Raw genomic sequence first — 22005 nt, 5'->3', positions numbered from 1 at the left:
AACATGTCCGAGATAGAGCTTAGAAGCGTCGGCAAGAGCTATGGCAGTGTCGCCGTGCTCAACGACATCTCGCTGGAAATGGGCGACGGCGAATTCGTCGTGCTCGTCGGCCCTTCGGGCTGCGGCAAGTCTACGCTGTTGCGCATGATCGCCGGGCTGGAGGATATTTCAGCTGGCGAGATCACCATCGGTGGCAAGGTCGTCAACGATATGCCGGCCAAGGAGCGCGACATCGCCATGGTCTTCCAGTCCTACGCGCTCTATCCGCACATGAAGGTCGCGGAAAACATGAGCTTCGCCTTGAAGCTCGCCGGTGCGCCGAAGGCGGAGATCGAAAAGCGCGTTACCCAGGCGGCCGAAATCCTCGGCCTCGAAAAGCTGCTCGACCGCCTGCCGCGGGAACTTTCCGGGGGCCAGCGCCAGCGTGTCGCCATGGGTCGCGCCATCGTGCGCGACCCGCGTGCCTTCCTCTTCGACGAACCTCTGTCGAACCTCGATGCCAAGCTGCGCGTGAAGATGCGCAGCGAAATCAAGAAGCTGCATCAACGGCTTCGCCGCACGATGGTCTATGTCACCCACGACCAGACCGAGGCCATGACCATGGCCGACAAGATTGTGGTGATGAACGGCGGAAAGATCGAGCAGGCGGGCGCACCGCTCGATCTTTACAACGATCCTGCCAATCTCTTCGTCGCCGGCTTCATTGGCTCGCCGGAGATCAACCTGATCGAGGCGGTCACAGAGGGAGCGACGGCCTTGACCCGGGGCGGCGTATCCCTGCCGCTCGGGCGACAGGTGCAGGCTGGCAAGCGGGTCGTCTGCGGCATCCGCCCGCAGCACATCACGCTCGGAACAACGGGCGTGCCGGGGCGCATCAGCCTCGTCGAGCCGACCGGCGAGGACCAGGAAATCGTCGTCGACATGGGCGGCCAGGATATCTCGGTCGTCGTCCACGGCGGCAAGCTACTTTCGGCCGGGCAGGATGTGACGCTGACGATCGATGCCGACAAGGTTCTGCTCTTCGACAAGGATACCGGGGAGCGCCTTCGATGAGTGGATTTGCGAAGCGACAGTTCGATCCCGACGCCAAGGGACCGCTGGTCGGCACGAGGGTTCTGGATCTTTCCCGGCTCGTTGCCGGCAACATGTTGTCGCTGCAGCTGGCCGATGCCGGCGCCGATGTCATCAAGATCGAGCCGCCGGCGGGCGATCCGCTCAGAGACTGGAAGGATGATGGCCACTCGCTCTATTGGAAGACCTATAGCCGCAACAAGCGCTCCGTCGTTCTGAACCTCAGGCAAGAGGCGGCGATGACGGCGCTCTGGGCACTGATCGCTACGGCCGATGTCTTCATCGAGAATTTCCGGCCGGGAACGCTGGAGCGCATGGGGCTTTCGCCGGAAACGCTGCACGCCCGCAATCCCAACCTGATCATCGTGCGCATTTCCGGTTTCGGCCAGACGGGGCCTTACGCGCAGTTCCCGGGCTTTGGCACCATCATCGAAGGCATGAGCGGTTTTGCCTACAGAACCGGCTTTCCCGATCGCGAGCCCGTGCTGCCGCCGCTGGCGCTTGCCGACATGATCGCCGGTGTCTATGGCAGCTCGGCCACCGTGACAGCGTTGCTTGCGCGCGATCGCGGCTACGCAAAAGGACAGGTCATCGACCTGTCGCTGCTGGAACCGATGTTCTCGGTGCTCGGGCCAGAAGCGGCGATCTATCAGACGACCGGCAAGATCAAGGAGCGCGTGGGCAGCGCCTCCAATACGGCCGCCCCGCGCAATGTCTACCGCTGCCGCGACGGAAAGTACGTGGCGCTGTCGGGATCGACGCCGCAGGTCGCACGGAGGATCTTCGAGATCATCGGCCGTGCCGACATGAACCAGGACCCGCGCTTTGCCACCAATTCTGAACGCGTCAAAAATCGCGATCTGGTCGACGAGGCCGTTGGCGGCTGGTTTGCCCGGCACGACCATGACGAGGCGCTGAAGATCATGCGTGACGCCGGCGCGACGGTCGGGCCGATCTACAACATCGCAGATGCCGCGTCGGACCCGCATTTCGCCGAGCGCGAAATCATCGTCGATGTGGAGGATGACGAGTTCGGCAGCCTGCCGATGCACAACATCGTGCCGCGGCTTTCCCAGACGCCGGGCGTCTGGCGGCGGCCGGCACCAGCGCTTGGGGAACACACGGCGGAAGTTCTGGCCGAAGCGGGACTGGATCGCGGCGCGATCGAGACGATACTCCAGGGTAAAGCCGCATGAGGCTTCGCTCCCTACTCTACGTCCCGGCCTCGTCCGCAAAATTCATCGCCAAGGCGCACGAACGCGGAGCGGATGCGATCATCCTCGACCTGGAAGATTCAGTCGCCCCGGATCAGAAACAGGCCGCAAGGGATGGGTTGAAGGACGCCGTGGCGCAGGTGGCACGCGGTGGTGCGACCGTCTTTGTCCGCGTCAATTCGGCGCCGGATCTGCGGATGGCGGATGCAGAGGCCGCCTGCCGTGCCGGCGCGTTCGGTCTCTATGTCGCGAAAACCCGGTCGCCGCAGGAGCTAGTGGATATTGCAGCGCATCTCGCACCAGTTGAGCGGCAGATCGGCAGGCCGCCGGTCGCCTTCGTGCCACTCCTCGAAGATGCCGGGGCAGTTCTCGATGCGCGCGCGATTGCCCGCGTCAGCCGCGTGGTCGGCCTTGCCGCTGGCGGCGAAGACATCGCGACCAGCATGGGCGCAGAACCGCTGCCAGACGTATTGCGACTTCCGAAACTGATGGTCCACCTTGCCGCCAAGGCGGAAGGCAAGCTGTCCTTCGGCATGCTTTTGACGGTTGCGGACTATAGGCGACTGGATGCCTTGAAGGCAGCCGCTCGTGAGGCGAAGGCCCACGGGTTTGATGGCGCGAGCTGTGTCCACCCGTCCGTGGTCCCGGTGCTGAATGCGTCTTACTCCCCGAGCCCAGAACGGATCGCCTGGGCAAAGTCCGTGATCGACGCAGCGAAGACGGCGCAGGCAGACGGCCGTGGCGCCTTCGTGCTGAACGGGACCATGGTGGATGCGCCGATCATCGAGCGCGCGCATGATGTTCTCGAACAGGCAGGCGACCTCGGCTGACGCTCAGCGCAGCTTGGCGGAAGAGTCCTCACGATCGCGAGGCGCGCCGGTGCGCGCCAGGATTTCGTGCTGCGCAGTTGCACCTATCACCGAATGTGCAATGATCCTGAAATTGAACAACTTTAACCGGCTGCGAACGCGGGCGACTTTGTCGTGGCGGTCCGTTTTTTTTCAGTCGCACTCCAGCATGCAGGGACTTCGAACAGCTTAGACACCCCAGGAAGGGAATGTGATCATGCGTAGACTTCTTGCGTACCTGACGATCGCTTCGTTCTTCTCAACTTCAGCCTTTGCAGATCCCGCCATCTTGACTGCAAATGTGAACTTCAGGGTGGGCCCGGGAACCGGATTTGACGCCATGCGCGTGATCCCCCAGGGCGAGGAAGTCGACATCAAGGAATGCGACGCAGAAGCCTCCTGGTGTGCCGTGAGTTATGCCGGGGCAAATGGCTTTGTTGCCGGCAAGTATCTCAACCAGTCCGATGCCACCGCGCCGGCCTGGCCAAGGATGTTCAACACCGAAAAAGGCGCGACGATCACGCTCTTCCAGCCGCAGATCACGTCCTGGAAGGATTTCAAGGAGCTCGAAGCCCTTGTCGCGACCGAGCTCAAACCGTCCGCCGACGCCAAGCCGATCTATGGGATCATCGGGCTTTCGGCCAAGACTGTGGCCGACGAGGCGACGGAGAATGTTACGCTGACGGATGTTCGCACCACGCAGCTCGATTTCTCCGCACTGGACCGACAGCAGCTCGCTGACCTCGCGCTCGACATCGGCAAGCTTGTCCCGACCGATCCGATCGTCGTGTCGCAGCAACGCCTGGCGGCAAGCCTTGCGGACTTCCAACGCCTCGCCGATATCCCCGATATCAAGGCCGATCCGCCGCCGATCTTTGTCAGTGAGACGCCGGCCATCCTGGTGCAGACGGACGGCAAGCCGGTGACGGCTCCGGTCAAGGGCGTTGAGGGCCTCTCCTTCGTGGTCAATACGAATTGGGACCTCTTCAAGGTGGATCAGGCGGCAGACTACTATCTGCGGAGCGAAAAGAACTGGCTGACAACAAAGACCTTGGAGAGCGGTTGGGTTGAAGCGGCATCGGTGCCGGACGTCTTTTCCAAGCTACCGGAAATCGACAACTGGAAAGGGGTAAAGGCCTCTCTTCCGCCCACGCCCTTCAGCGATAACCAGGTTCCGAAAGTTTTCTATTCGGAGAAGCCGGCGGAGCTTCTGATCTTTGAAGGAAAACCGGCCCTCGAACCGATCGCGGGCACCGGGCTGGATTGGATTTCCAATACGAGCAGTTCGGTGTTTTTCCATCGGGCCAGCAAGACGTGGTACACACTTGTTTCCGGACGGTGGTTTTCTTCAACGTCACTCGAAGGTCCCTGGACCTTTGCCACGCCTGACCTGCCCGATGATTTCGTAAACCTGCCCGACGACGCCTCCTACTCGGCTGTGCGCGCGTCGATCCCCGGCACGTCCGAAAGCGCAATGGCGCGTCTGCGGGCGAGCATTCCGAAGCTCGCGCGGGTTTCGACGGATGGATCGCTGAAGGTGGACGTCCACTACAATGGCGAGCCGAAGTTCGAGCCGATCGAAGGCACGTCCATGTTCTATGCCGTCAATGCCAACGAGCAGGTCATCAAGGTCGCGGACAAGTATTTCGTCTTGAAGGACGGCATCTGGTTCGTCGGCGATACGCCGACCGGGCCCTTCGCCGTTGCGCGCGCCGTTGCCGATGAGATCTACACGATCCCATCGTCGTCTCCGGTCTATAACGCGACCTATGTCCGCATCTACGATACGGAACCGGATGCCATCTGGTACGGCTATACGCTCGGCTATCTCTATACCTACCTTGCCTGGGATACAGTCGTCTGGGGCTCGGGATGGTATTATCCGCCCTATTGGGACTATTACGACGACGATTGGCCCTATTATCCGCCGCCGATCAGCTACGGGTTCGGCGCCTCGTACAACCCGGCCTATGGCACTTTCGGGCGCTATGGCTACGCCTATGGCCCGGAAAGGGGCCTGGTCTTCGGCGCAGCCTATAACCCCGTCACGGGGACACGGTTCCGCGGCGGCGCGGTGGCGGGTCCCGGTGGCGAGCGCGGTTTCATTTCTGCCTACAATCCACGCACGGGCAACGCGATGGTCGCGCGGGGCGGGCAGAATGTTTACGGCTCCTGGGGCAGTGTAGCCGTCAAGCACGGCGGAGAGTTCGCGCGCATCAGCGGCGGATCAACCGGGAGTGCCGGCGGCCTGCGCTGGCGCAACTCGGAAGGCGACAAGGGCTTTATCGCCGGCAGCAAGGGCGGTGACGTTTATGCCGGCCGCGATGGCAGCGTCTATCGCCGTCAGGACGGCCAATGGCAGAAGCATACGCCGGATGGCTGGCAACCGGTTCAGAGGCCGGACGGGGAGAACCTGCGCAATGCCGCCCAAGGCGCGGCATCCAACCGGCCCCAAGCCACGCAGCGTATCCAGAACCGTGCTGAAACGAGGCCCGCACCGCGCCGCAACCAGCAGGTTCGCCAACGGGCGCCGGATCATCTGTCCTTCGACCGTGCCGGACGGCAATTCGGCAACCAGAACGAACTGAGCCGCAATTATGGGCGGCTTTACCAAGAGTCCGGCCGGAACTTCCAGAGCTTTGACCGTGGTCGCGGCGGCTACAGCGGCGGCGGCTTCCAGGGTGGCAACCGCGGCGGCTTCCACGGAGGTGGTGGTCGCGGCGGTGGAGCTGCTTTCCGCGGCGGCGGTGGCGGACGTGGTGGTGGTGGCGGCGGCCGCGGTCGCTGAGAAAACCGGGCCGCTCGGGCGAACTTTCCCGAGCGGCCGCGTTACAAGGCGTGGCAAAAGGTGTGCGGGGTCGCCGCTCCTTCGGCCGAAAAGCTTGGCGTGATCATCGGGCCGTCTGCCGCTGTGACGCCGGCCTTGGTGGCACGCCGGACCGGCCGGTCGAACCTTAAGCCGAGATGCTGACAGGTGCTTGCCGCATCAACCGTCCGACCAGAAGCGCTCTTTGTTGAAGCTTTTGTTTTCCTTACCGGCCTGGGACGCCCGCTTTAGAACGCGCGGTGTATCGTCGGCGCTTGCCACCGAGAGCTCCAGGTTCGCCGGAAGTGCCAGACGCTCAAGCTCCTTGGCCGGCGCAAGCGCCCACTTGAAGAGTGCGGCGTCGCGAATTGTCCACTCGGCATTTGTAGGCGACGGGCCGGTGAGGCTGCTTTCGCCTGCAGCTGGATGGCGCATCATGCCCACGCCAAGCGCAACCTTGAACGACGAGGAGGGAATGAAAGCCGAGACGTTTGTGGGTAGCGCCCGCTCGGGCGTGGGGACGGGCGTCACGGTCGCGGCGGTAGCCGTGGCGCGCAGCGTCGGCAGCGGCACGGTGATCGCCGCAAGGTCGAAGAACGGCGACTTTTCGGCTGCTTCCTTCCGCATGGTCTGAAGCTCGAGGGCTTCTTCACCGCGGCTCTTGCGCGTGGGAAGCATCGCGGTCAACAGCGTGTTGCCGGCCGGTTCTCCGCCCTTCAGTTTGGCTGGGCCGGCGCTGTTTGCAGCGACGATCGAGGTGGCCTTGACCCGTCGCTTGTAGTCGGCCATCGCCTGGTCATACCCCGGCAAAGCCCCGCCGCTTGCCGGAAGGTGGAGTGTCTGCCCCTTGGGGAATATACGCGCGAGTTCCTGGCGCGACATGCGCGGCCACGCCCGTACGTTTCCGACGTCGAGATGTACGAAGGGAGATCCTGACGTCGGGTAGTATCCCACGCCGCCGACCTGCATCTGCATGGCGACTTCCCGCAGCCGGGTGAGCTTCACGCCCGGAATATAGAAGTCCATCGCCTTTCCCAGCATGTGCTGGCTGTTCTTGGCGACCCCGGTGCTGCGGGAGCGGCCGCGCAGCATGCTGTTGGTGGCGGGTGAGCGGTAAGCCGAGACGACGTTGATATAGTCCTTCCCACCGGCGCGCTGATAGACCTCCCAGACAAGATCGAGAAGACGCGGGTCCATACGGGCGGGCTCGTTCCTGCGCCAGTCGCGCAGGAAACGGTTGATCTGCGCGAGCCCCTTCTGGTCGTATTTGCCGTCCCGCTTGAAGGTGATCGTCGCGCGTTCACCGGTGTGCGTGAAGAACAGTTTCAGCGACCGGACTTCCGCCGACGACGCCGTGCTGGTGAAAGTCATGGCGGATGCTGCAAGGGCGGTGATGGCGGCCGCTCGAGCGGCCCACCGGGCAATACGCTTCACGCCTCTGACGATGGCAGGCGAGGCAGGCTCTGGATACGCAGTTACAGGATACTCAGACACAGCGGCTTCCGATTCAATCGAGGTACAATCCACCGGCGGCAACGGCCGGCGGCTCGGCTCTTCGACGGAGATTATGGTCAACAAAGGATTAAGAAGCGGTTGATGCCATCCGACGTGCGTCCTCGGTGGTGAATTTCCGCGAGGTGCATGGATTTCAGGGCCTCGGCTTGCCCTTACGTGAAGGTGTTGGCTCTTGTTTTCCTCAATCTATACATTAGTTACCATGAATGGATTGGTCGGTTGCACCGCGGTACTTGCATAGCCAAGGTGTCCCATGAAAAGCACGAAAGACGTCATCGCCGAACTGACCCGCGCCGCGCGCGACGTTCACATGCTGACGGAGGGCGAAAAGCTCCGTCTTGTCTCCCGGGCCTATGTCGCGATCAAGGAAGGTTGGGAGCTGCTCGGGCAGCCCAATCGCCTCAGCGAGTCTGCCGAAACGATGGACATCATCCGCGCCGGCGGCATGCCGGTATATCTCTATGACGATGAGATGCGGGCAATCCTCCAGGAGGCCGTCAAGGTCATCAGGCAGATCGAAGCGGCGATGGAAGCGAAGAACACCCCGGCACCCACATCCGGCGAAGATGGCAACCAAGGGTCGTGAATGGGCCCGAAGCAGTTCGAACATTGTTGTCCGCCGTCAATCCGCGCGGCGACGTTTTGACTGGCTGGATCGACCAGATCGCCACGTCGGGGATCTGATCCGTTGGCGCGCTACATCGCAATTCGATCGGACGTCAGGATCAGAATGATCGCCGGGCCAGCCAGGAAGGCTGCGAGGAAAAGTGCCGACAGGATCGAGCGTATGAGGAAGCGCAGCAGGGGCCCGCGGGTCATCGAGCGGCCCTATGCTCATGGCGCGAACTAACAGTTTTCAATCCCGACCCGGGAGGGCACTCCACTTGTGACGTCGTCATGCTCCCTGCCTTTCCGATTCGTTGAAGGCCGCGCCTATCACTGCTGATACGAGCGAGGTCGGCTCGATGCGTGTGCTAGCTCTGAACGATTGCAGCAGTGTTACGTTCGACTGCCCCGTGGTTTCCGTAATGCTGCTGTAATTCTTGCGGCAGATTCGAAAGGTCGAAGCCATGGGGTGCCGATGCGGATACTACTGATCGAAGATGAGAGGGAGCTGGCGGCGGCACTGGCTGTGGCGCTCAGCAAATATGGCATCGTCATCGACCATACGACCCATCTCGCCGATGCAGCCGAACTTGCGCGTCAGAATGACTACGGCGCTATTCTTCTCGACCGCCGCCTGCCCGACGGTGAAGGGCTGAGCTTCATCCCGCAATTGCGCCGCATTGGCCAAGACGCGCCGATCATCGTCCTGACGGCACGCAACGAGCCGATGGAACGGGTTGAAGGTCTCGACACCGGGGCGGACGACTATCTCGGCAAACCCTTTCTCGTCGAAGAACTGATGGCGCGCCTGCGCGCCGTGTTGCGCCGTCCGGCTGCGCTTGCTGAGCTTCAGATCAAGGTGGGACGAATGGCGCTCGATCCGCTGAACCTCACCGTGACCGTCGATGACGTGAAGCTTGACGTCCCAAGGCGCGAACTCTTTGTGCTCCAGGCCCTTGCGAGGCGCCGGGACAAAACCGTTCTCCGCTCGACCCTCGAAGCAGCGGTCTACAACTACGAAGAAGAGATCCAGTCGAACGCGATCGACGCCCACATTTCAAGGCTGCGCAAGCGCCTGGCGGATGCTGGGGCCGGAGTTTCGATTCACAACATCCGTGGGGTCGGTTACCTCCTGAAGGAAGAGTGATGGGTCAGACGACAGGACGCAATCCGTCGCTCTGGTGGCGGCTCAGCTGGCAATTGAGCCTCGTCATCATCGCCGTCGTTGCCTCGGTGATCATCGGGCTCTGCATCTGGGCAACCACGATCATGTCGCCGAACACGGCCATGGAGGGGACGGTCGTCTCGGTCGTGTCCCGTGCCGTAGGCCGCGGAAGCGATGGTCAACTGCAGCTTTCCGAGACCCATGACCTGACGACGCTCAAGGCGCAAAACAGCGCATTGTGGTTCGTAGTCGCCACCACCAGCGGTGCCTTCGCGTCCTATGGATCCGTTCCGCCCGCCTATGCCGCGCTGCCCTCGGTAATCCACCTGTTCGACGAAGCGGATATCAGGGGGGCCGCAACCACTGGCGAGATTGCGACGATCGAAAACGCGAAGACGCCGGCTGGCGAAGTCCGGATTCTGTTTGGCGGCGTGGCGGACAAGGGTTGGGGTGCCCTGGCTCTCTTGGCGAAGGCCTATCCAATCTACCTGTCTTTGATCGCCAGTGCCCTCCCGGCGATTTTTCTTGCCGTTCCTCACATCGTCGGGCGTGCTCTCGCGACGGTGAGCGAGGTTGCCGACGAAGCATCGCGGATCGATCCGCGCCGCCACGGGACGCGCCTTCCGCTCGCAGGAATCCCGAACGAAGTCGCCCCGGTTCTGATCGCATTCAACGGCGCACTTGAGCGCCTCGAGGACGAGTCCAGAAAGCGGCGGCGCTTCCTGATCGATGCGGCCCACGAACTGCGAACCCCCATTGCGATCATGCAGACGCGCATCGATGGCATGCCTGATGGCCGGGAGAGAACGCGCCTGATGGATGATGTCGCCCGGCTCGCAGAAGCGGCAGAGCAGCTTCTGGACTTCGAGCGCAACGACCAGGCGCTCGTTCTGGACGAGCCGATGGATCTGGTTGACATCGCGCGATCGGCGGTTGCCGATCTCGCTCCGTTGGCGATAGGGGCTGGCTATCAGGTGTCTTTCCACAGTGACGTGGAGACGCTTGCGCGAAAGGGCAACCCACCTGCCGTGTTGCGCGCGGTCACAAACCTCGTCCGAAATGCGATCGATCACGGTGGCAATTCGGGCATGATTGCCGTCTTGGTCTCAAGCGATGGGCGCGTGGAAGTTTCCGACGAAGGACCGGGCATACCTGCCGAGCATCAGGAACTCGTCTTTGAACCCTTTTACAGGGTTTCTCCCAAGGACACGGGCGCGGGTCTTGGTTTGAGCCTTGTAAAACAGGTGGCTTCAAACCACGGGGGGCGTGTCAGTCTCACGAGTTCAGCGAGCGGAACCAAGGTGGTCGTCCACCTCTGACCGCGAGAGGCGTGGATTTAGGTCGCGGTCACCGCCGCGCCCATGCTTGAAGGGTTTTCGAGACACCATCCCTTCGGTGTCAGCTCTAACCTGCTTGTAATTCTGTAGCAATTGTCCATCCCCAAGGTCGCCGTTGCATGTCAACGGAGATCATTAAACGTGCTAAAAGAATATTTTATTCAATCGCTTGCCTGGGTTTCTTCATCGCTCGTCCCGGCCGGCGCGGTGGCGCTGGCAGGGCTACTCTCGGCAACCCTGGTCGGATGCCAATCGGTTCCATTGAAGGAGGCGGGGACTTTGACCTCCTATGGCAAGCTCGGTCCGTCGAAAGGCATGGTGGCCAAGAAACGCCTCTACGTTGATGGACAACGTCTGGTCGACGTAAAAACCGTCCGCATCGCACCAACGACGTTTTCCTTTGCAGCCGCCTCCAAGATCAAGTCCGATGCCGATCGCGATTTGGTTTCGAACGCTCTCGATCGGGCGCTCTGCGTCGCGCTCAGCGACAGGTACCAGATGGTTCCTGCCAATCAGCCTGCTGATCTGACGGTTCGCTCCGTGATCGCCGATATTGTCCCGACAGACAAGGCGCTCGCAGGGGTTTCCACGGCCATCACCATTGGTACGGGGTTCGTCCTGCCCGTCAGCGTGCCGCGATTGCCTGTCGGCCTGGGAGGCTTGGCTGTAGAGGCCGAAGCGGTCGATGCCAGCGGTCTGCAAAGTGCCGCCATGCTTTGGGCGAGTGGTGCAAATTCGATCCTCGACAAGCCCCGTGTTTCGGAAGTTGGCGACGCCTATAGCTTTTCGACGAAATTCGCCGACGCGTTTTCGCAGGTGCTGATTTCCGGCAAGGAGCCGAAGGCATTGAATATCTCGCTGCCGACCCGGCAACGCACGCAGTCCTGGTTGGGTGGCAAACCCAAATATGCCGCATGCGATACCTTCGGTCGAGCACCGGGCCTCGTCGGCGCGATAGCAGCCAAATACGGCGCGCCGCCTCAATGGACCGACAAGAAACCAAAAGCTGCGGCGCAACAAGCGTTCAACTCTCCTATTGCGCGATAGCTTGCGGTTGGCGATCCTTATTTCACCCCGCCTTGGGCAAGCCCGCTCACGAGGTAGCGTTGCATGAACAGCGCGACCAGATAGACGGGCGCGATGCCTGCCAGGGAGGCGGCTGCCATCTGGCCGAAATTCACCAGACGGTCGCCCTGGAAGAGCGAGATGCCCACCGGCAAGGTCCGCGTGGCGTCGGAGAAGGTGAAGGCGGAAGCAAACAGGAACTCGTTGTAGGACAAGACCGTGACGATGATGAAGGTCGCGACGATGCCGGGCGCGATGATCGGCACGACGATCTGCAGCAGCGTGCGAAATGGACCGGCGCCGTCCATCGCCGCTGCCTGTTCGATCTCGATCGGCATCCGGCGCAGGAACGGCATCAGCAGCCAGAAGGCGACCGGCACGTTGGCGAAACCATAAACGAGAATCAGGCCGGCGCGCGTATCGAGCAGTCCGGTTGTCTTCAGCAGAAAAAACAGCGGGATCAGCGCTACGATCGGCGGCGCCATGTAGCTCGACAGCGTTACGTCCGACAGCCATTTGCCACCGATCTTCAGCCGCAGGACGGCATAGGCCGACGGCAGCGCCAGCGCGATGGTGACGAGGCCCGAAACCAGCGACACGATCACGGAATTCAGGATGAAACCGAGGATGTTGGCCGCGTCGAAGGCCGCCGGCCAGTTGGCGAGCGTCGGTATCGTCGGCCAGAAGCGTCCGTTGAGCACGTCGTCCTTCGTCTTGAAGGAAACCGCGATGAGATAGAGGAAAGGCAAGGCAAAGTAGCTGACGACCGGCGCTGTCGCAAGGCCGAGCCACAGATGTCGCGCGGCAGGTCTCACAGCTCTCGCCTTTCGAAGTGCTGGTGCAGCCGTACGACGGGCAAGGTCACAAGCCCGATGACAAGCGCATAGATCATCGTTTCGGCCGCGGCGCGGCCGACGTCGAACTGTTCGATCGCCCGCCGATAGATGGCAAAGCCGGCCGATGTCGTCGCAAAGCCCGGTCCGCCGAAGGTCAGGATGTAGATGAGGTCGAAGAGCTTGAACGACAAAATGAGCTTCAGCAGATAGATCGACGAAAGCGGTGCTGCGACCAGCGGAAGTGTGATGTGCCAGAAGCGCTGCCAGCCATTGGCCCCGTCCACCAGCGCTGCCTCGTGAACGCTGTCGGGTACCGTGGAAAGAGCCGCAAAGCAGAGAATGACGATGAATGGCGTCCATTGCCAGAGGTCGGCGGCGCCGATCGCCAGCCAGGCGAGCGTCGGGTGACCAAGAAAGGAAATCGGCTCGGAGATAAAGCCATAGGTGATCAGGGTACCGTTCAGGAGCCCGCCTGCCGGCGCGAAGATCAGCTTCCAAGCGATGCCGACCATGACCGGCGGGGTCATCAGTGGCAGCAGAACGAGGCTCATCAAAAAGCGGCCGGCCTTCAACAGGGAAGTGAAAAGCAGCGCGATCAGGAAGCCGAGCGCAAGCTGCACCAGCGAGGTGGCAAGTGCATAGGCGACGCTTCTGCCGATGGCCGCGAGGAAGATCGGATCCTGAAGCGCCGTTGCGAAGTGCTTGATGCCGACGAAGCCGCCGAACGGCTTTCCAAGCGTGCTCTTGCTGAAGGCAAGCGCCAGCAGAAAGACAGTCGGGTAGAGCGTCGTGACGATCAGCGCGACGAGGACCGGTGCGATCCAGGCCAACCGTGCGAGACGCGCCCAAAAGGCGTGGCCGCGCCCGGCAACACCCGCCGCGCCGGCGGGTTCCAGCACCTCGACGGCAAAGGTGGTCATGCGGCCTCGGCCAGATCCGGGCGTGTCGGCCCGCTGCCGGCCCGGGTGGCCAGCAACATGTCCTCGATATCGTCGAGGTCGCTGGGCGTGAGCGCAAGGGTTGCGGCATCGATCCAACCGTCGATCTGCAGCGGTTCGCGCGCGCCGATGATGGCACCGGTGACGCCGGGCCAGGAAATCGCCCAGGCCGCAGCGATCGCAGCGACGGTCGTTTCGTGTCGCGCGGCAATCGGCCTCAAGCCTTCGGCAAAGGCCAGGTTGCGGTGAAGCGCTTCGCCCGAAAATTCCTCGTCGCGCGATCGCCAATCGTCGTGCGGAAGGGCCCGGGCGCGCGCCGGCGTAAAGGCGCCGGTGAGCAGGCCTGATTGCAGTGGGCTGTAGGCGATGACGCCGCTGCCATGCGCCTGCACCCACGGCAGGTCTGCTCTGGCGAACTGGCGCTTGATTGCCGAAAAGGGCGGTTGCACCACATCGACGGGCGCCACCGTTGCCGCGCGCTCCAGAAGCGCCCGATCGTGGTTCGAAAGCCCGATGGCCCGTACCTTACCCTCTTTCTTCAACTCCGCAAAAGTCGCCCAGTATTCCTCGACCGGCGTGCCGTCATTGGCAGGCCAGTGCACCTGGTAGACGTCGATGACATCAACGCCGAGCCGCTTCAGGGAAGCCTCCAGCTCGCGGCGAATGGATTGGGCATTGCCGATGCGGGCGGGAAGGGCGTTGCGGTTGTCCGGGTCCCAGATCAGCCCGGCCTTGGTGAAGATCAACGGACGTTGGGAGCGTGGGATGGTCGAAAGCGCCTCGCGCACGATCTGTTCGGAATGGCCGAGGCCATAGACGGGCGCCGTGTCGATCCAGTTGATGCCGCGCTCGACCGCATGACGGATGGCGGCGATCGACCGGGTATCGTCCTGACTTCCCCATCCCCAGCCCCAATCGGGGCCACCGATGGCCCAGGCGCCGAAGCCAACGGGCGTGATGTCGAAATCGGTTCGGCCGAGCCTGCGTTTCGGCAAGGATCTTGCGCTCATGGTCTTTTGCCTCGTTTCAAAAAAAGTGGCGGGGCGGCGCCGGGAGGAAGCGCCACCCCGCAAGCAATCAGCCGTTGGTCTCGATGATTTCGGTCCAGGCCTGGTGGGCATCGGCGATCGCCTGTTCCGCGCTTTTGGTGCCGGCGAGCGCCAGGGCCAGTTCGTCGGTCAGCGCATTTTCGAGTTTTGGCGCATAGACGGCGGTCGGCCAGGCAAGGCTGTTTTCCAATGCGCCATCATCGAGCAGCGGTTGCACCAACGGCTGGAAGTCTCTGAAAATCTTAGATTTCAAGCCAGACTGGCGGTCCGGGTCGATGCCCGAGCCGGTGAGCGCCAGAAGCTCCTGGTGGTAGTCCTTGCCGGTCGCAAGCTTGATCAGGTCCCAGGCGACGTCCTTGTTTTTCGATCCGCTGGTGATCGCAAAACCGAAGCCGGCATTGAAGGCGAGGCGGGGTGTTTTGTTGCTGCCGCCGACGGGAATGCGCGTCACCCCCCACTTGTCGACGATCTTCGAGCCCTTGGGGTCCTGTGCATAGCCGCCGAGATCGGTCCAGAAGTCGATCTGTGCAGCCTTGCCGTTGAGAAACGCGGGCAGCCCTTCTTCGAAGCGGGTTTCAAGTGGGGTCGGCAGCGCATGGGGAGCCGACGCAAGCAGCGACTTCAGGGCTTCGACGGCCTCGGTGCTGTCGAGCGCCGAGGTGCCGTCCGCCTTCAAGAAGTTGCCGCCGAAGCCGGTGAGCCGGTTGGCATAGGTGGAAAGAATGATGACCGGGATCTTCGCGCCCAGAACCGCAGCACCATAGATGCCGTTCTTCTTTTCCGCCTCGGTGATCACCCTGGCGTTCTCGTTGTATTCGTCCCAGGTTGCCGGCGCCTTCAGGCCGTAGCGATCAAACAGCTCGCGGTTATAGAACAACAGATGGCTGTCGCCGTCATAGGGCAGGCCATAGCGACGGCCGTCATGCAGCGTGTACTGGTCGTAGATCGTCTGGATGAAGTCTTCCGGCTGGATCTCGGCCTTGTCACGCTCGATGAGATCGGTCACGTCCTCGATCACGCCATCTTCGGCGAGCTGACCCTTGTAGGTATAGAAATAGTCGATGACGTCGAACTGGTTGGCGCCCGACTGCACGTCCAGCGTCGCCTTGACGCTGACCTGGTCGTAGGGCACCGCCGTGACGTTGACCTTGGCTCCGGTCAGTCTTTCGAAATCTTCGGCAATTTTCTTGCCCGTGACGACATGCGGCTGGATGATCAGGAGATTGACCGTGCGGCCGGCATATTTGTTGCCGGACGCAAGGGCCGTCGAGGAGGCAAGTGGCGCGATGAAGGGCAGGGCGCCGGCAGCCGCGAGCGATTTCAGCACGCTGCGGCGGCGATAGGCCTGGCCGAAAATGGAACTGGACATGAGATCCTCCGTCGAAATCTGGGCTGGCCAGCGTTGTCATTCGTTGTGGGCGGAACGGGTCCGGCGCACGTGTTGTTGCCAGCATCATGCGTGAGAATCCTGGGCTCATACACATATAGTCTATGTATTTTATGTAGTATTGCGGAATGATTTTGCTTCTCTCTCCCCCCGGCCGGAGTAGGAATTTCCTCAAGCGATTGTTTCTGATCCGCCGGAGCCGGGACGAAAGCCGTCCCGGTCCATCCGGTTGTGCACAGATGGTGAGTGCGATCCGCTCGATATATGTCCGATGATCAGTCAGCCTTGCCAGTGGCCGCACGTTGGGCTTTCAATCCGAGCAGAATTCCGAGGGACGGCAGGATGCCCGCTACGAGCAGGTTGGTGCCGAGATCGAACTGATCGACAATGCGACCGCCGGCAAAGGATCCGGCGGCAATGGCGATATTGAAGATTGCGACGAACAGCGCCGTTGCGACTTCGATGTCGGAGGGTGCCGACTTCATCATCCAGGTTTGCAATGAGACCGAGACGCCGCCATAGGCGATGCCCCACAAGATGAGGACGACCGCACCGCCAAGAGCGGAGTTTCCGAAGAGAGCAAAGCCGAAGAGGACAGCAGCAAGGGCACCGGCAATGCACAGCAAGGTCGCGCCGGTACGCCTGGCGGCGACAGGGCCAGCAACAAAGTTTCCGCCAATACCAGCGGCTCCATAGGCAAACAGCATGAGCCCGACCCATTGTGTGCCGATGCCCGAAACAAATTCCAGAAGCGGACGTATGAAGGTGTAGGCCATGAAATGCCCCGCAACGAACAGGAACGTGATCGCCAAACCAAGCTGGATCCGGCGGTTCAAGAGCTGATGGCCAAACTGGCTGAGCCGGACGGACTGGTGGACGGGCAGCGCAGGCAACGCACAGAGATTGACCACAAGCACGATCGCACAAAAGACCGCCATCGCGGCAAACGCGAAGCGCCAGCCCGCCGCGTCACCGATCATGGCTCCGACCGGAACGCCAAGAACCGACGCTGCTGCAACGCCGCCGAAAATGATCGCCGTTGCGACACCGATCGATCGGCCCGGAACCAGCCGTAGCGCAAGGCCTCCGGCAACGGCCCAGATGCCGCCCATGCAAAGGCCGACAATGATACGCGCCGCCAGGAGCAAACCGATCGTACTGGCCAGCGCCGAAATGATGTTTGCAACAACCAGCAGCAAGAGAAGGGTGGTCAGGATGCGCCTTCTGTCGATCCTGCCGGCCAAGAGTACCACGGTGGGCGCAAAGAGCGCGGCAAGCAACGCCGGCAGCGAGAGCGTCAAACCGGCGGTCCCCATCGACGTTTGAAGGTCGTCTGCGATCGGCGTCATTAACCCAACGGGCAGCATCTCCGTCGTCACGACGCAAAAGGTCGACAGGCCGGCGGCATAGACCGGTAGCCAATTCTCCCGGTCAGGGCCTCCCTTCCTTTGGAGTCCGTCGGTTTCTTCCTGGAGTTTCATCTAATTGCCTCTTTCATTCTGGGGCGAGGCACGTTGTGGCGCCCAGCCAATCCTTCATGTCCCGTTGCCGGGACGTTGCGAGGCATTCTTTACTGTTTCCGATATTCAGATAAACTTCGGCCTTATGGAAACAAAAGGGACGAATCGTCCCCAATAGGATCTTGCGATGCTGGACCATCTCGGCGATGTGCGCGCCTTTGTTCGTGTCGCCGATGACCAGAGCTTCACCCTGGCGGCGGAACGGCTCGGCCTCTCCCGTTCCGCGGTCGGGAAATGTGTCGCACGTCTTGAAGACAATATGGCAACGCGGCTGATCCATAGAACAACGCGTAGCGTCAGCCTCACCGAGGAGGGCCAGCTCTTCTACGAGCATGCGATCAGGATCCTGTCAGAAGTGGACGACGCGGAGTTCGCCTTGGCACAACGGCACCAGGCCCCAAGAGGGCGCCTTCGCATCGATGTGCCGATCGCCCTCGGTAGGCTGCACATTCTGCCCGTTCTCCAGCGCTTCCTGAACCGTTGGCCCGAGGTGGAAGCGGAGGTTTCGTTTTCGGATGAGTATCGCGACATCGTCGGCGACGGAATCGACGTTGCCGTTCGTATCGGCGGGCCCACCGACAGTCGCCTCGTGCGGCGGGTCCTGGCCTCTCATCGGCTCATAACCTGCGCTGCGCCGGAGTATTTAAAGCGGCGCGGAACGCCGCGCACCATCGACGAACTGACGCGCCACGACAGGATCGGGTTCAAGCACGCAGGCGGACCGGTACCGTGGCATTACAGGGTCGGCGGCGGAGACCGGGACGTCGGTGTTCAGGGAAACTTGCGTCTCGGAAACACCGAGGCCATTCGCGACGCTTGCCTCGCCGGAACGGGCCTTGCGCAACTCGGCGCCTTCCTGGTGGGCCGCGACATCAGGGAAGGCAGGCTTGTCCCCCTGCTCGAAGAATTCGAACGCGACGAGCCGCCTGTTTGCGTCGTCTATCCGACACGAAAGCACGTTTCTCCAAAGGTCCGCCTTTTTATTGAGGCCATCCGAGCGGAATGGGCGGCCGGTGCGCCCTGGGCGTAGCCCGGCGCGCCCTCATGCCTTCGGCTGTGCTACTCGCAACTTGTGGGGCGCGATCACGCGCACTACCTGTGAGGCGTGAAGAGCGGCGGCCGCAACGGCATGTCCTTGAGGTGATGATGAAACTGCCCCCGCAAGCTGGAGCCCCGCCTGCGAGCAATCCCGACGTGTTCGACGCATCCTGCTCGGCTCGGCATGCGCTCGAACTGATATCGACGAAATGGGCGATCCTCATCATGTCGGCGCTCGCGGCGGGCCCGATGCGCAATGGCGCGTTGCTGCGCAAGATCGAGGGCATTTCGCAAAAGATGCTGACCCAGACGTTGAAGGACCTCGAGCGCAACGGGTTGGTGCAGCGTCACGATCACCAGACGAACCCGCCCCATGTCGAGTACAGTCTGAGCTCAGTCGGCCTGTCTCTCAGCGAAACGCTCATCAGCCTCGACCGATGGGCGGAGCGGAACTTTCCGGAGCTTGATTACTTCAGGGAGCAATACGATGCGGCCGCGAGCGAGGCAAAGGCGGCCAGGCGGCGGAAGGTCCGCCTGGCCTAGCCGAAAGATATTGCGCGCACGCAAGACGGCTCACGCCCAGACGCGACCTGATCGCGGCGTGTCGATCTGGTAGTCGGAGGTGTGAGCGCTGAAGAAGTTCCGACCGAACACGCGTGCCCGTCCGATCGGGTCACTCGGATCGCGGCAAATATCTGTGCGTGCGTTGCCATGGCCATGAACGACGCCGACGAAGGTCGAACGCGTATAGCGGCTGAATTCCTGGAACTGATGCTGCGGGCTGGACGAAACGGTGGGGTAGGTCTCTTCTGAGCTGAGGACGAGGCCGATCCGTTTTCCAGTCATCTGCGCGACAACGGACGCCGATTGTGGATGCGACGCGGCCACGTAGCAGAACATTCGATCGAAGAACGCCTTCAACTGCGCAGAGACGCCATACCAATAGATCGGGCTTGCGGCGACAAAACCGTCAGCGGGAAGGTAGGAGCCAAAGAACGCCCGCCGGAAACCGTCGTCGATCGCGCATTCGCCATCGGGCATACGACATTGGCGACAGTCTCTAAGCAGCGCCGACAGGACGTCGTCGACGTGAACGGTCTCGACCTCGTGGCCCGCCTCAAGCAGGCCATCGGCCACCGCTTTCGCCATCGTCGTGGAGTTTCCATCGCGCCGCGGGCTGGAGCAGAGAACCATTGCCTTCATCGATATCTTCCTCAAGCAGCGGACAACCTGGAAAGGGAAACTCCAGGGCTTGGCTGCAGGCCTATCGGGCGCAGAGGCCACCTACAAGTACGCACCTTGGGGTGCCTATGTTGCGGGTGCTTTCGCTCTTTCGCTATTCGGTTCGGGCCGCGACGGCCAGTTCGGCACATGCCGGGTAGAGGCGCTTGCTGGTGACAAGGGATCGCGGCCGTGGCCTTGGGCCCACGTGGCAAATCGACCGGAGCAGGCTGCAACAGCGCGCGCAGTCGTGTCGGCAGAGCGTCTTTTCAGTTCAGCAGGTCTACAGCCGTTTGGGCATGGGTGTTGTCCGGCGGTCAAGGTGTTGGTGGAGAGCACGCTCGAGATCCCGAATGATGGCTCGTCACGAGAGCCGCTGCTGCACAGGTCGGGATCGCAAGGGGATCCGGACCGTTTGCATGCCATGACCCTACGGCTGTGGAGGGATGCCGTGCCGATGGCCAATACTTGGCGAAGCGGCTTTCTGATCGAGTTGCGGCCCGCAATGCAGCTGACACCGGAGGTTTATTCTTGACCGATGCATAGCTGGATGGCTATGTATCGTGCTTAGCCATTTGGTATGGGGCTCCGCGCCCATCACGGTGGATCCGACCCTGAACGAACTGACGGAACAGTCGAGGTCCGGGATGTCTGAGAAGAAAGTCGGAAAGAACGCACCGAAAGCCGCTTCCCTTGCGCCACGCTCAAAGATCGGACGCAAGACGCCGCCGACAAAATCGGCCGATGGCGTCGTCCTTCTAACCGGCGGCAATCCGCAGATCGCAAAGGGCTACGGAAATGCGCCGGTGCAGCAGTACATCGCTGCGATGCCGGGGTGGAAAAGCGATCTAGGCAAGCGGCTGGACCGGCTGGTCGTCAAGACCGTTCCCGGCGTCGAAAAAGCGGTCAAGTGGAACTCTCCCTTTTATGGCGTGGAAAAGGATGTCTGGTTCCTCAGTTTTCATTGCATGACGAAATACGTGAAGGTCGCTTTCTTCCGCGGGGCGCAATTCAGCCCCTTACCTCCCGGCACGTCAAAACAGCCGGATGTTCGTTATCTCGACATCTATGAGACGGACGAACTCGACGAGGCGCAGTTCATGGATTGGGTCAAGCAGGCCAGCGAACTGCCGGGCGAGAAGATGTAAAGCGTCGCCGCAGATCCTTCGCCGCCGGGAATGGCCGGGCCAACGGATGTCAGCGGCCACGGCGGCGTACGGCCGCGGCCCTGCCTCCCCACAAGCTGCTTCTCAATCGGCATTGCCCACCATGAGTATCTTCATGACGGCGGCCATTGCCGGGTCGGTGCCATCGGCATAGTCGGCAAAGCTAGTGGAGCGCGCGACGTCTGGCTGAAGGGGACCTGCCGGGACGTCGTAGACGTAATTCAGCAGGAAACAGGTCCTGATCTCCGACAGGCTGCAACCGTGTTCCCAGTCGTGATAGGCCGTCGAGTAACGGATGGTGATCTTCGAGTTCGGCAGAACCGTGCGGCCGCCTTCGCCCCAAAACTGCAGCCGGTCTCCTATCGGCTCGCCGACAAGTACCGTGCGCGGGCCGCCGAAGTACTTCAGTCGCGCCGCCGTGCTGATCGCGGCCGAAAACGTGTTCGCGCTGGTCAGCACAAACAGCCGTCCCTCCGGCGGCAGGATGGCCGGGAGCCTTCGCGAGAAATCGGCGGTCAGTTCGTAATTGCCGCCATTGTTGAACCGCAGGTCGACGACTGCATTGCGTATCGGTTTTTTCTCAGCTTCGTCCAGCACCTTGGCGAGCCCCTGCGACAGGCCCTCCGGCGTCGCATCTCTGATGCGGTTGATCTGGATGTAGAGAAGATCGGGCAAGGGATAGTGGTGCCAGACATTGGCGTCGGGGCGCGTGAGATAGGCCGGTAGCGTGACATCGTCGAGCACGTGCCGCCACCCGGCGCCGCGACCGGTCTGTGACAAGGGACTGAAATCGCGTCGTGGCCAGACATGGGCGTTCAAGGGTTCCGGCGCACCGGACGTGGCGACAAGAGCGATCTGCGCAGCGCTTCCATCCGCGCGACGGATGAAATAGGCGGTTTCTGGCAAGGCCGGCGGCATGGAGCAATTCCGGCGAAATCGCGACATTCGGGACGAATTCCTTGGCGAGATTGGCGGGGCCGCCGAAATAGGGCCGAAGCGCATCGACAAAGGCCTCCGTCGCTCTTCCATTTACCTCAAGGATCTCTCCGCCCAAAAGGTGCGATTGCTCGCCTGTCGTGGCGATCACAAACAGGCCGTCGGCAAACCAGCCAAGCCGGATGGGAACCGCATTGAAGCTGTGGCCGCCGACGAGGCCGACCACGCTGGTGTGCCCATTGTCGGCGAGCGCGACCGCTTTTGCAGCCGCGATCGCCAGACCGGCG

Annotated in this window: 21 protein-coding genes; 11 read left to right on the top strand and 10 right to left on the bottom strand. The window is 61.9% G+C overall.

The window, feature by feature from the left end; genetic code table 11:
- Positions 1-3 precede the first annotated feature (3 nt).
- The 4 genes from ugpC to IB272_RS14030 all read left to right on the top strand — a co-directional run bounded on the left by ugpC (position 4) and on the right by IB272_RS14030 (position 5921).
- Complete coding sequence (gene ugpC, locus IB272_RS14045; protein ID WP_034798094.1) at positions 4-1053, top strand: sn-glycerol-3-phosphate ABC transporter ATP-binding protein UgpC; 1050 nt, start codon at positions 4-6, stop codon at positions 1051-1053.
- The gene (locus tag IB272_RS14040; RefSeq protein WP_113189166.1) at positions 1050-2267 is read left to right on the top strand and encodes a CoA transferase; all 1218 of its coding nucleotides are present in this window, start codon (positions 1050-1052) and stop codon (positions 2265-2267) included. The genes ugpC and IB272_RS14040 overlap by 4 nt, the downstream gene beginning before the upstream one ends.
- Positions 2264-3115, top strand: coding sequence for a CoA ester lyase (locus tag IB272_RS14035; RefSeq protein ID WP_192444484.1), 852 nt, complete (start codon positions 2264-2266; stop codon positions 3113-3115). Before IB272_RS14040 ends, IB272_RS14035 begins: the two co-directional genes overlap by 4 nt.
- 235 nt (positions 3116-3350) lie before the next feature.
- Complete coding sequence (locus IB272_RS14030; RefSeq protein WP_034798195.1) at positions 3351-5921, top strand: SH3 domain-containing protein; 2571 nt, start codon at positions 3351-3353, stop codon at positions 5919-5921.
- A 198-nt stretch (positions 5922-6119) separates the two neighbouring features.
- On the opposite strand, the gene IB272_RS14025 is transcribed toward IB272_RS14030, so the two are convergent.
- Positions 6120-7310, bottom strand: coding sequence for a DUF882 domain-containing protein (locus IB272_RS14025; protein ID WP_060520306.1), 1191 nt, complete (start codon positions 7308-7310; stop codon positions 6120-6122).
- 397 nt (positions 7311-7707) lie between these two features.
- Here IB272_RS14025 and IB272_RS14020 point away from each other — a divergent pair, with 397 nt between their 5' ends.
- A complete protein-coding gene (locus tag IB272_RS14020; protein ID WP_034798100.1) occupies positions 7708-8040 on the top strand; it encodes a hypothetical protein in 333 nt (110 codons plus the stop codon).
- 110 nt (positions 8041-8150) lie between these two features.
- Here the strand turns inward: IB272_RS14020 and IB272_RS35380 are convergent, their stop codons facing one another.
- Positions 8151-8273, bottom strand: coding sequence for a hypothetical protein (locus tag IB272_RS35380; RefSeq protein ID WP_255382254.1), 123 nt, complete (start codon positions 8271-8273; stop codon positions 8151-8153).
- Positions 8274-8535: 262 nt separating this feature from the next.
- On the opposite strand from IB272_RS35380, the gene IB272_RS14015 reads away from it, so the two are divergent.
- Positions 8536-9207 carry a response regulator transcription factor gene (locus IB272_RS14015; RefSeq protein WP_034798107.1) on the top strand — a complete coding sequence of 224 codons (672 nt, stop codon included), beginning with the start codon at positions 8536-8538 and terminating at the stop codon, positions 9205-9207.
- Positions 9208-9211: 4 nt separating this feature from the next.
- Here the strand turns inward: IB272_RS14015 and IB272_RS34890 are convergent, their stop codons facing one another.
- Entirely contained in the window at positions 9212-9349 is a 138-nt protein-coding gene (locus IB272_RS34890; RefSeq protein ID WP_244496901.1) for a hypothetical protein, read from the bottom strand.
- On the opposite strand from IB272_RS34890, the gene IB272_RS14010 reads away from it, so the two are divergent.
- Together IB272_RS14010 and IB272_RS14005 are read left to right on the top strand one after the other, a co-directional pair.
- Positions 9348-10544: a HAMP domain-containing sensor histidine kinase gene (locus IB272_RS14010; RefSeq protein ID WP_246810360.1), complete on the top strand. Its 1197-nt coding sequence runs from the start codon at positions 9348-9350 to the stop codon at positions 10542-10544. The genes IB272_RS34890 and IB272_RS14010 overlap by 2 nt on opposite strands.
- Positions 10545-10769: 225 nt before the next feature.
- Positions 10770-11609 carry a DUF3313 domain-containing protein gene (locus tag IB272_RS14005; RefSeq protein WP_348646788.1) on the top strand — a complete coding sequence of 280 codons (840 nt, stop codon included), beginning with the start codon at positions 10770-10772 and terminating at the stop codon, positions 11607-11609.
- Positions 11610-11626: 17 nt separating this feature from the next.
- Here the strand turns inward: IB272_RS14005 and IB272_RS14000 are convergent, their stop codons facing one another.
- The 5 genes from IB272_RS14000 to IB272_RS13980 form a co-directional block, all read right to left on the bottom strand.
- Positions 11627-12442, bottom strand: coding sequence for a carbohydrate ABC transporter permease (locus IB272_RS14000; RefSeq protein WP_192444482.1), 816 nt, complete (start codon positions 12440-12442; stop codon positions 11627-11629).
- The gene (locus IB272_RS13995; protein WP_192444481.1) at positions 12439-13383 is read right to left on the bottom strand and encodes a sugar ABC transporter permease; all 945 of its coding nucleotides are present in this window, start codon (positions 13381-13383) and stop codon (positions 12439-12441) included. The genes IB272_RS14000 and IB272_RS13995 overlap by 4 nt, the downstream gene beginning before the upstream one ends.
- Positions 13380-14411, bottom strand: coding sequence for an aldo/keto reductase (locus IB272_RS13990; RefSeq protein WP_060643668.1), 1032 nt, complete (start codon positions 14409-14411; stop codon positions 13380-13382). The genes IB272_RS13995 and IB272_RS13990 overlap by 4 nt, the downstream gene beginning before the upstream one ends.
- Before the next feature lie 67 nt (positions 14412-14478).
- On the bottom strand, positions 14479-15819 hold the full coding sequence (locus tag IB272_RS13985; protein ID WP_192444480.1) for a sugar ABC transporter substrate-binding protein: 1341 nt from the start codon (positions 15817-15819) through the stop codon (positions 14479-14481).
- Between the two features lie 293 nt (positions 15820-16112).
- Positions 16113-17318 carry an MFS transporter gene (locus tag IB272_RS13980; protein WP_112975607.1) on the bottom strand — a complete coding sequence of 402 codons (1206 nt, stop codon included), beginning with the start codon at positions 17316-17318 and terminating at the stop codon, positions 16113-16115.
- 166 nt (positions 17319-17484) lie between these two features.
- On the opposite strand from IB272_RS13980, the gene IB272_RS13975 reads away from it, so the two are divergent.
- Complete coding sequence (locus IB272_RS13975) at positions 17485-18387, top strand: LysR family transcriptional regulator (protein ID WP_060520301.1); 903 nt, start codon at positions 17485-17487, stop codon at positions 18385-18387.
- Between the two features lie 116 nt (positions 18388-18503).
- The gene (locus tag IB272_RS13970) at positions 18504-18938 is read left to right on the top strand and encodes a helix-turn-helix domain-containing protein (protein WP_051659405.1); all 435 of its coding nucleotides are present in this window, start codon (positions 18504-18506) and stop codon (positions 18936-18938) included.
- Between the two features lie 30 nt (positions 18939-18968).
- On the opposite strand, the gene IB272_RS13965 is transcribed toward IB272_RS13970, so the two are convergent.
- Entirely contained in the window at positions 18969-19598 is a 630-nt protein-coding gene (locus IB272_RS13965; protein WP_060643666.1) for a flavodoxin family protein, read from the bottom strand.
- Between the two features lie 665 nt (positions 19599-20263).
- Here IB272_RS13965 and IB272_RS13960 point away from each other — a divergent pair.
- Positions 20264-20764, top strand: a complete 501-nt coding sequence (locus IB272_RS13960; RefSeq protein ID WP_060643687.1) for a DUF1801 domain-containing protein — start codon at positions 20264-20266, stop codon at positions 20762-20764.
- Positions 20765-20866: 102 nt separating this feature from the next.
- On the opposite strand, the gene IB272_RS13955 is transcribed toward IB272_RS13960, so the two are convergent.
- Entirely contained in the window at positions 20867-21700 is an 834-nt protein-coding gene (locus IB272_RS13955) for a S41 family peptidase (RefSeq protein WP_192444479.1), read from the bottom strand.
- Positions 21701-22005 lie beyond the last annotated feature (305 nt).

The sequence above is a fragment of the Ensifer sp. ENS08 genome (genome assembly GCF_014852195.1).
GTDB classification, from domain to species: Bacteria; Pseudomonadota; Alphaproteobacteria; order Rhizobiales; family Rhizobiaceae; genus Ensifer; species Ensifer adhaerens.
The sequence above is the reverse complement of the archived record's forward strand: the minus strand, read 5'-3'. Positions and strand labels throughout refer to the sequence as shown.

Bases quoted from the DNA above. Each gene is read 5' to 3' on its own strand.
- IB272_RS13955 (WP_192444479.1), bottom strand. From the start codon at position 21,700: ATGCCGCCGGCCTTGCCAGAAACCGCCTATTTCATCCGTCGCGCGGAT.
- IB272_RS14040 (WP_113189166.1), top strand. From the start codon at position 1,050: ATGAGTGGATTTGCGAAGCGACAGTTCGATCCCGACGCCAAGGGACCG.
- IB272_RS14035 (WP_192444484.1), top strand. From the start codon at position 2,264: ATGAGGCTTCGCTCCCTACTCTACGTCCCGGCCTCGTCCGCAAAATTC.
- IB272_RS14020 (WP_034798100.1), top strand. From the start codon at position 7,708: ATGAAAAGCACGAAAGACGTCATCGCCGAACTGACCCGCGCCGCGCGC.
- IB272_RS13990 (WP_060643668.1), bottom strand. From the start codon at position 14,411: ATGAGCGCAAGATCCTTGCCGAAACGCAGGCTCGGCCGAACCGATTTC.
- IB272_RS13980 (WP_112975607.1), bottom strand. From the start codon at position 17,318: ATGAAACTCCAGGAAGAAACCGACGGACTCCAAAGGAAGGGAGGCCCT.
- IB272_RS13995 (WP_192444481.1), bottom strand. From the start codon at position 13,383: ATGACCACCTTTGCCGTCGAGGTGCTGGAACCCGCCGGCGCGGCGGGT.
- IB272_RS13970 (WP_051659405.1), top strand. From the start codon at position 18,504: ATGAAACTGCCCCCGCAAGCTGGAGCCCCGCCTGCGAGCAATCCCGAC.
- IB272_RS14030 (WP_034798195.1), top strand. From the start codon at position 3,351: ATGCGTAGACTTCTTGCGTACCTGACGATCGCTTCGTTCTTCTCAACT.
- IB272_RS35380 (WP_255382254.1), bottom strand. From the start codon at position 8,273: ATGACCCGCGGGCCCCTGCTGCGCTTCCTCATACGCTCGATCCTGTCG.
- IB272_RS13975 (WP_060520301.1), top strand. From the start codon at position 17,485: ATGCTGGACCATCTCGGCGATGTGCGCGCCTTTGTTCGTGTCGCCGAT.
- IB272_RS13965 (WP_060643666.1), bottom strand. From the start codon at position 19,598: ATGAAGGCAATGGTTCTCTGCTCCAGCCCGCGGCGCGATGGAAACTCC.
- IB272_RS14025 (WP_060520306.1), bottom strand. From the start codon at position 7,310: ATGACTTTCACCAGCACGGCGTCGTCGGCGGAAGTCCGGTCGCTGAAA.
- IB272_RS14010 (WP_246810360.1), top strand. From the start codon at position 9,348: ATGGAGGGGACGGTCGTCTCGGTCGTGTCCCGTGCCGTAGGCCGCGGA.
- IB272_RS14015 (WP_034798107.1), top strand. From the start codon at position 8,536: ATGCGGATACTACTGATCGAAGATGAGAGGGAGCTGGCGGCGGCACTG.
- IB272_RS13985 (WP_192444480.1), bottom strand. From the start codon at position 15,819: ATGTCCAGTTCCATTTTCGGCCAGGCCTATCGCCGCCGCAGCGTGCTG.
- IB272_RS13960 (WP_060643687.1), top strand. From the start codon at position 20,264: ATGTCTGAGAAGAAAGTCGGAAAGAACGCACCGAAAGCCGCTTCCCTT.
- IB272_RS34890 (WP_244496901.1), bottom strand. From the start codon at position 9,349: ATGGCCGTGTTCGGCGACATGATCGTGGTTGCCCAGATGCAGAGCCCG.
- ugpC (WP_034798094.1), top strand. From the start codon at position 4: ATGTCCGAGATAGAGCTTAGAAGCGTCGGCAAGAGCTATGGCAGTGTC.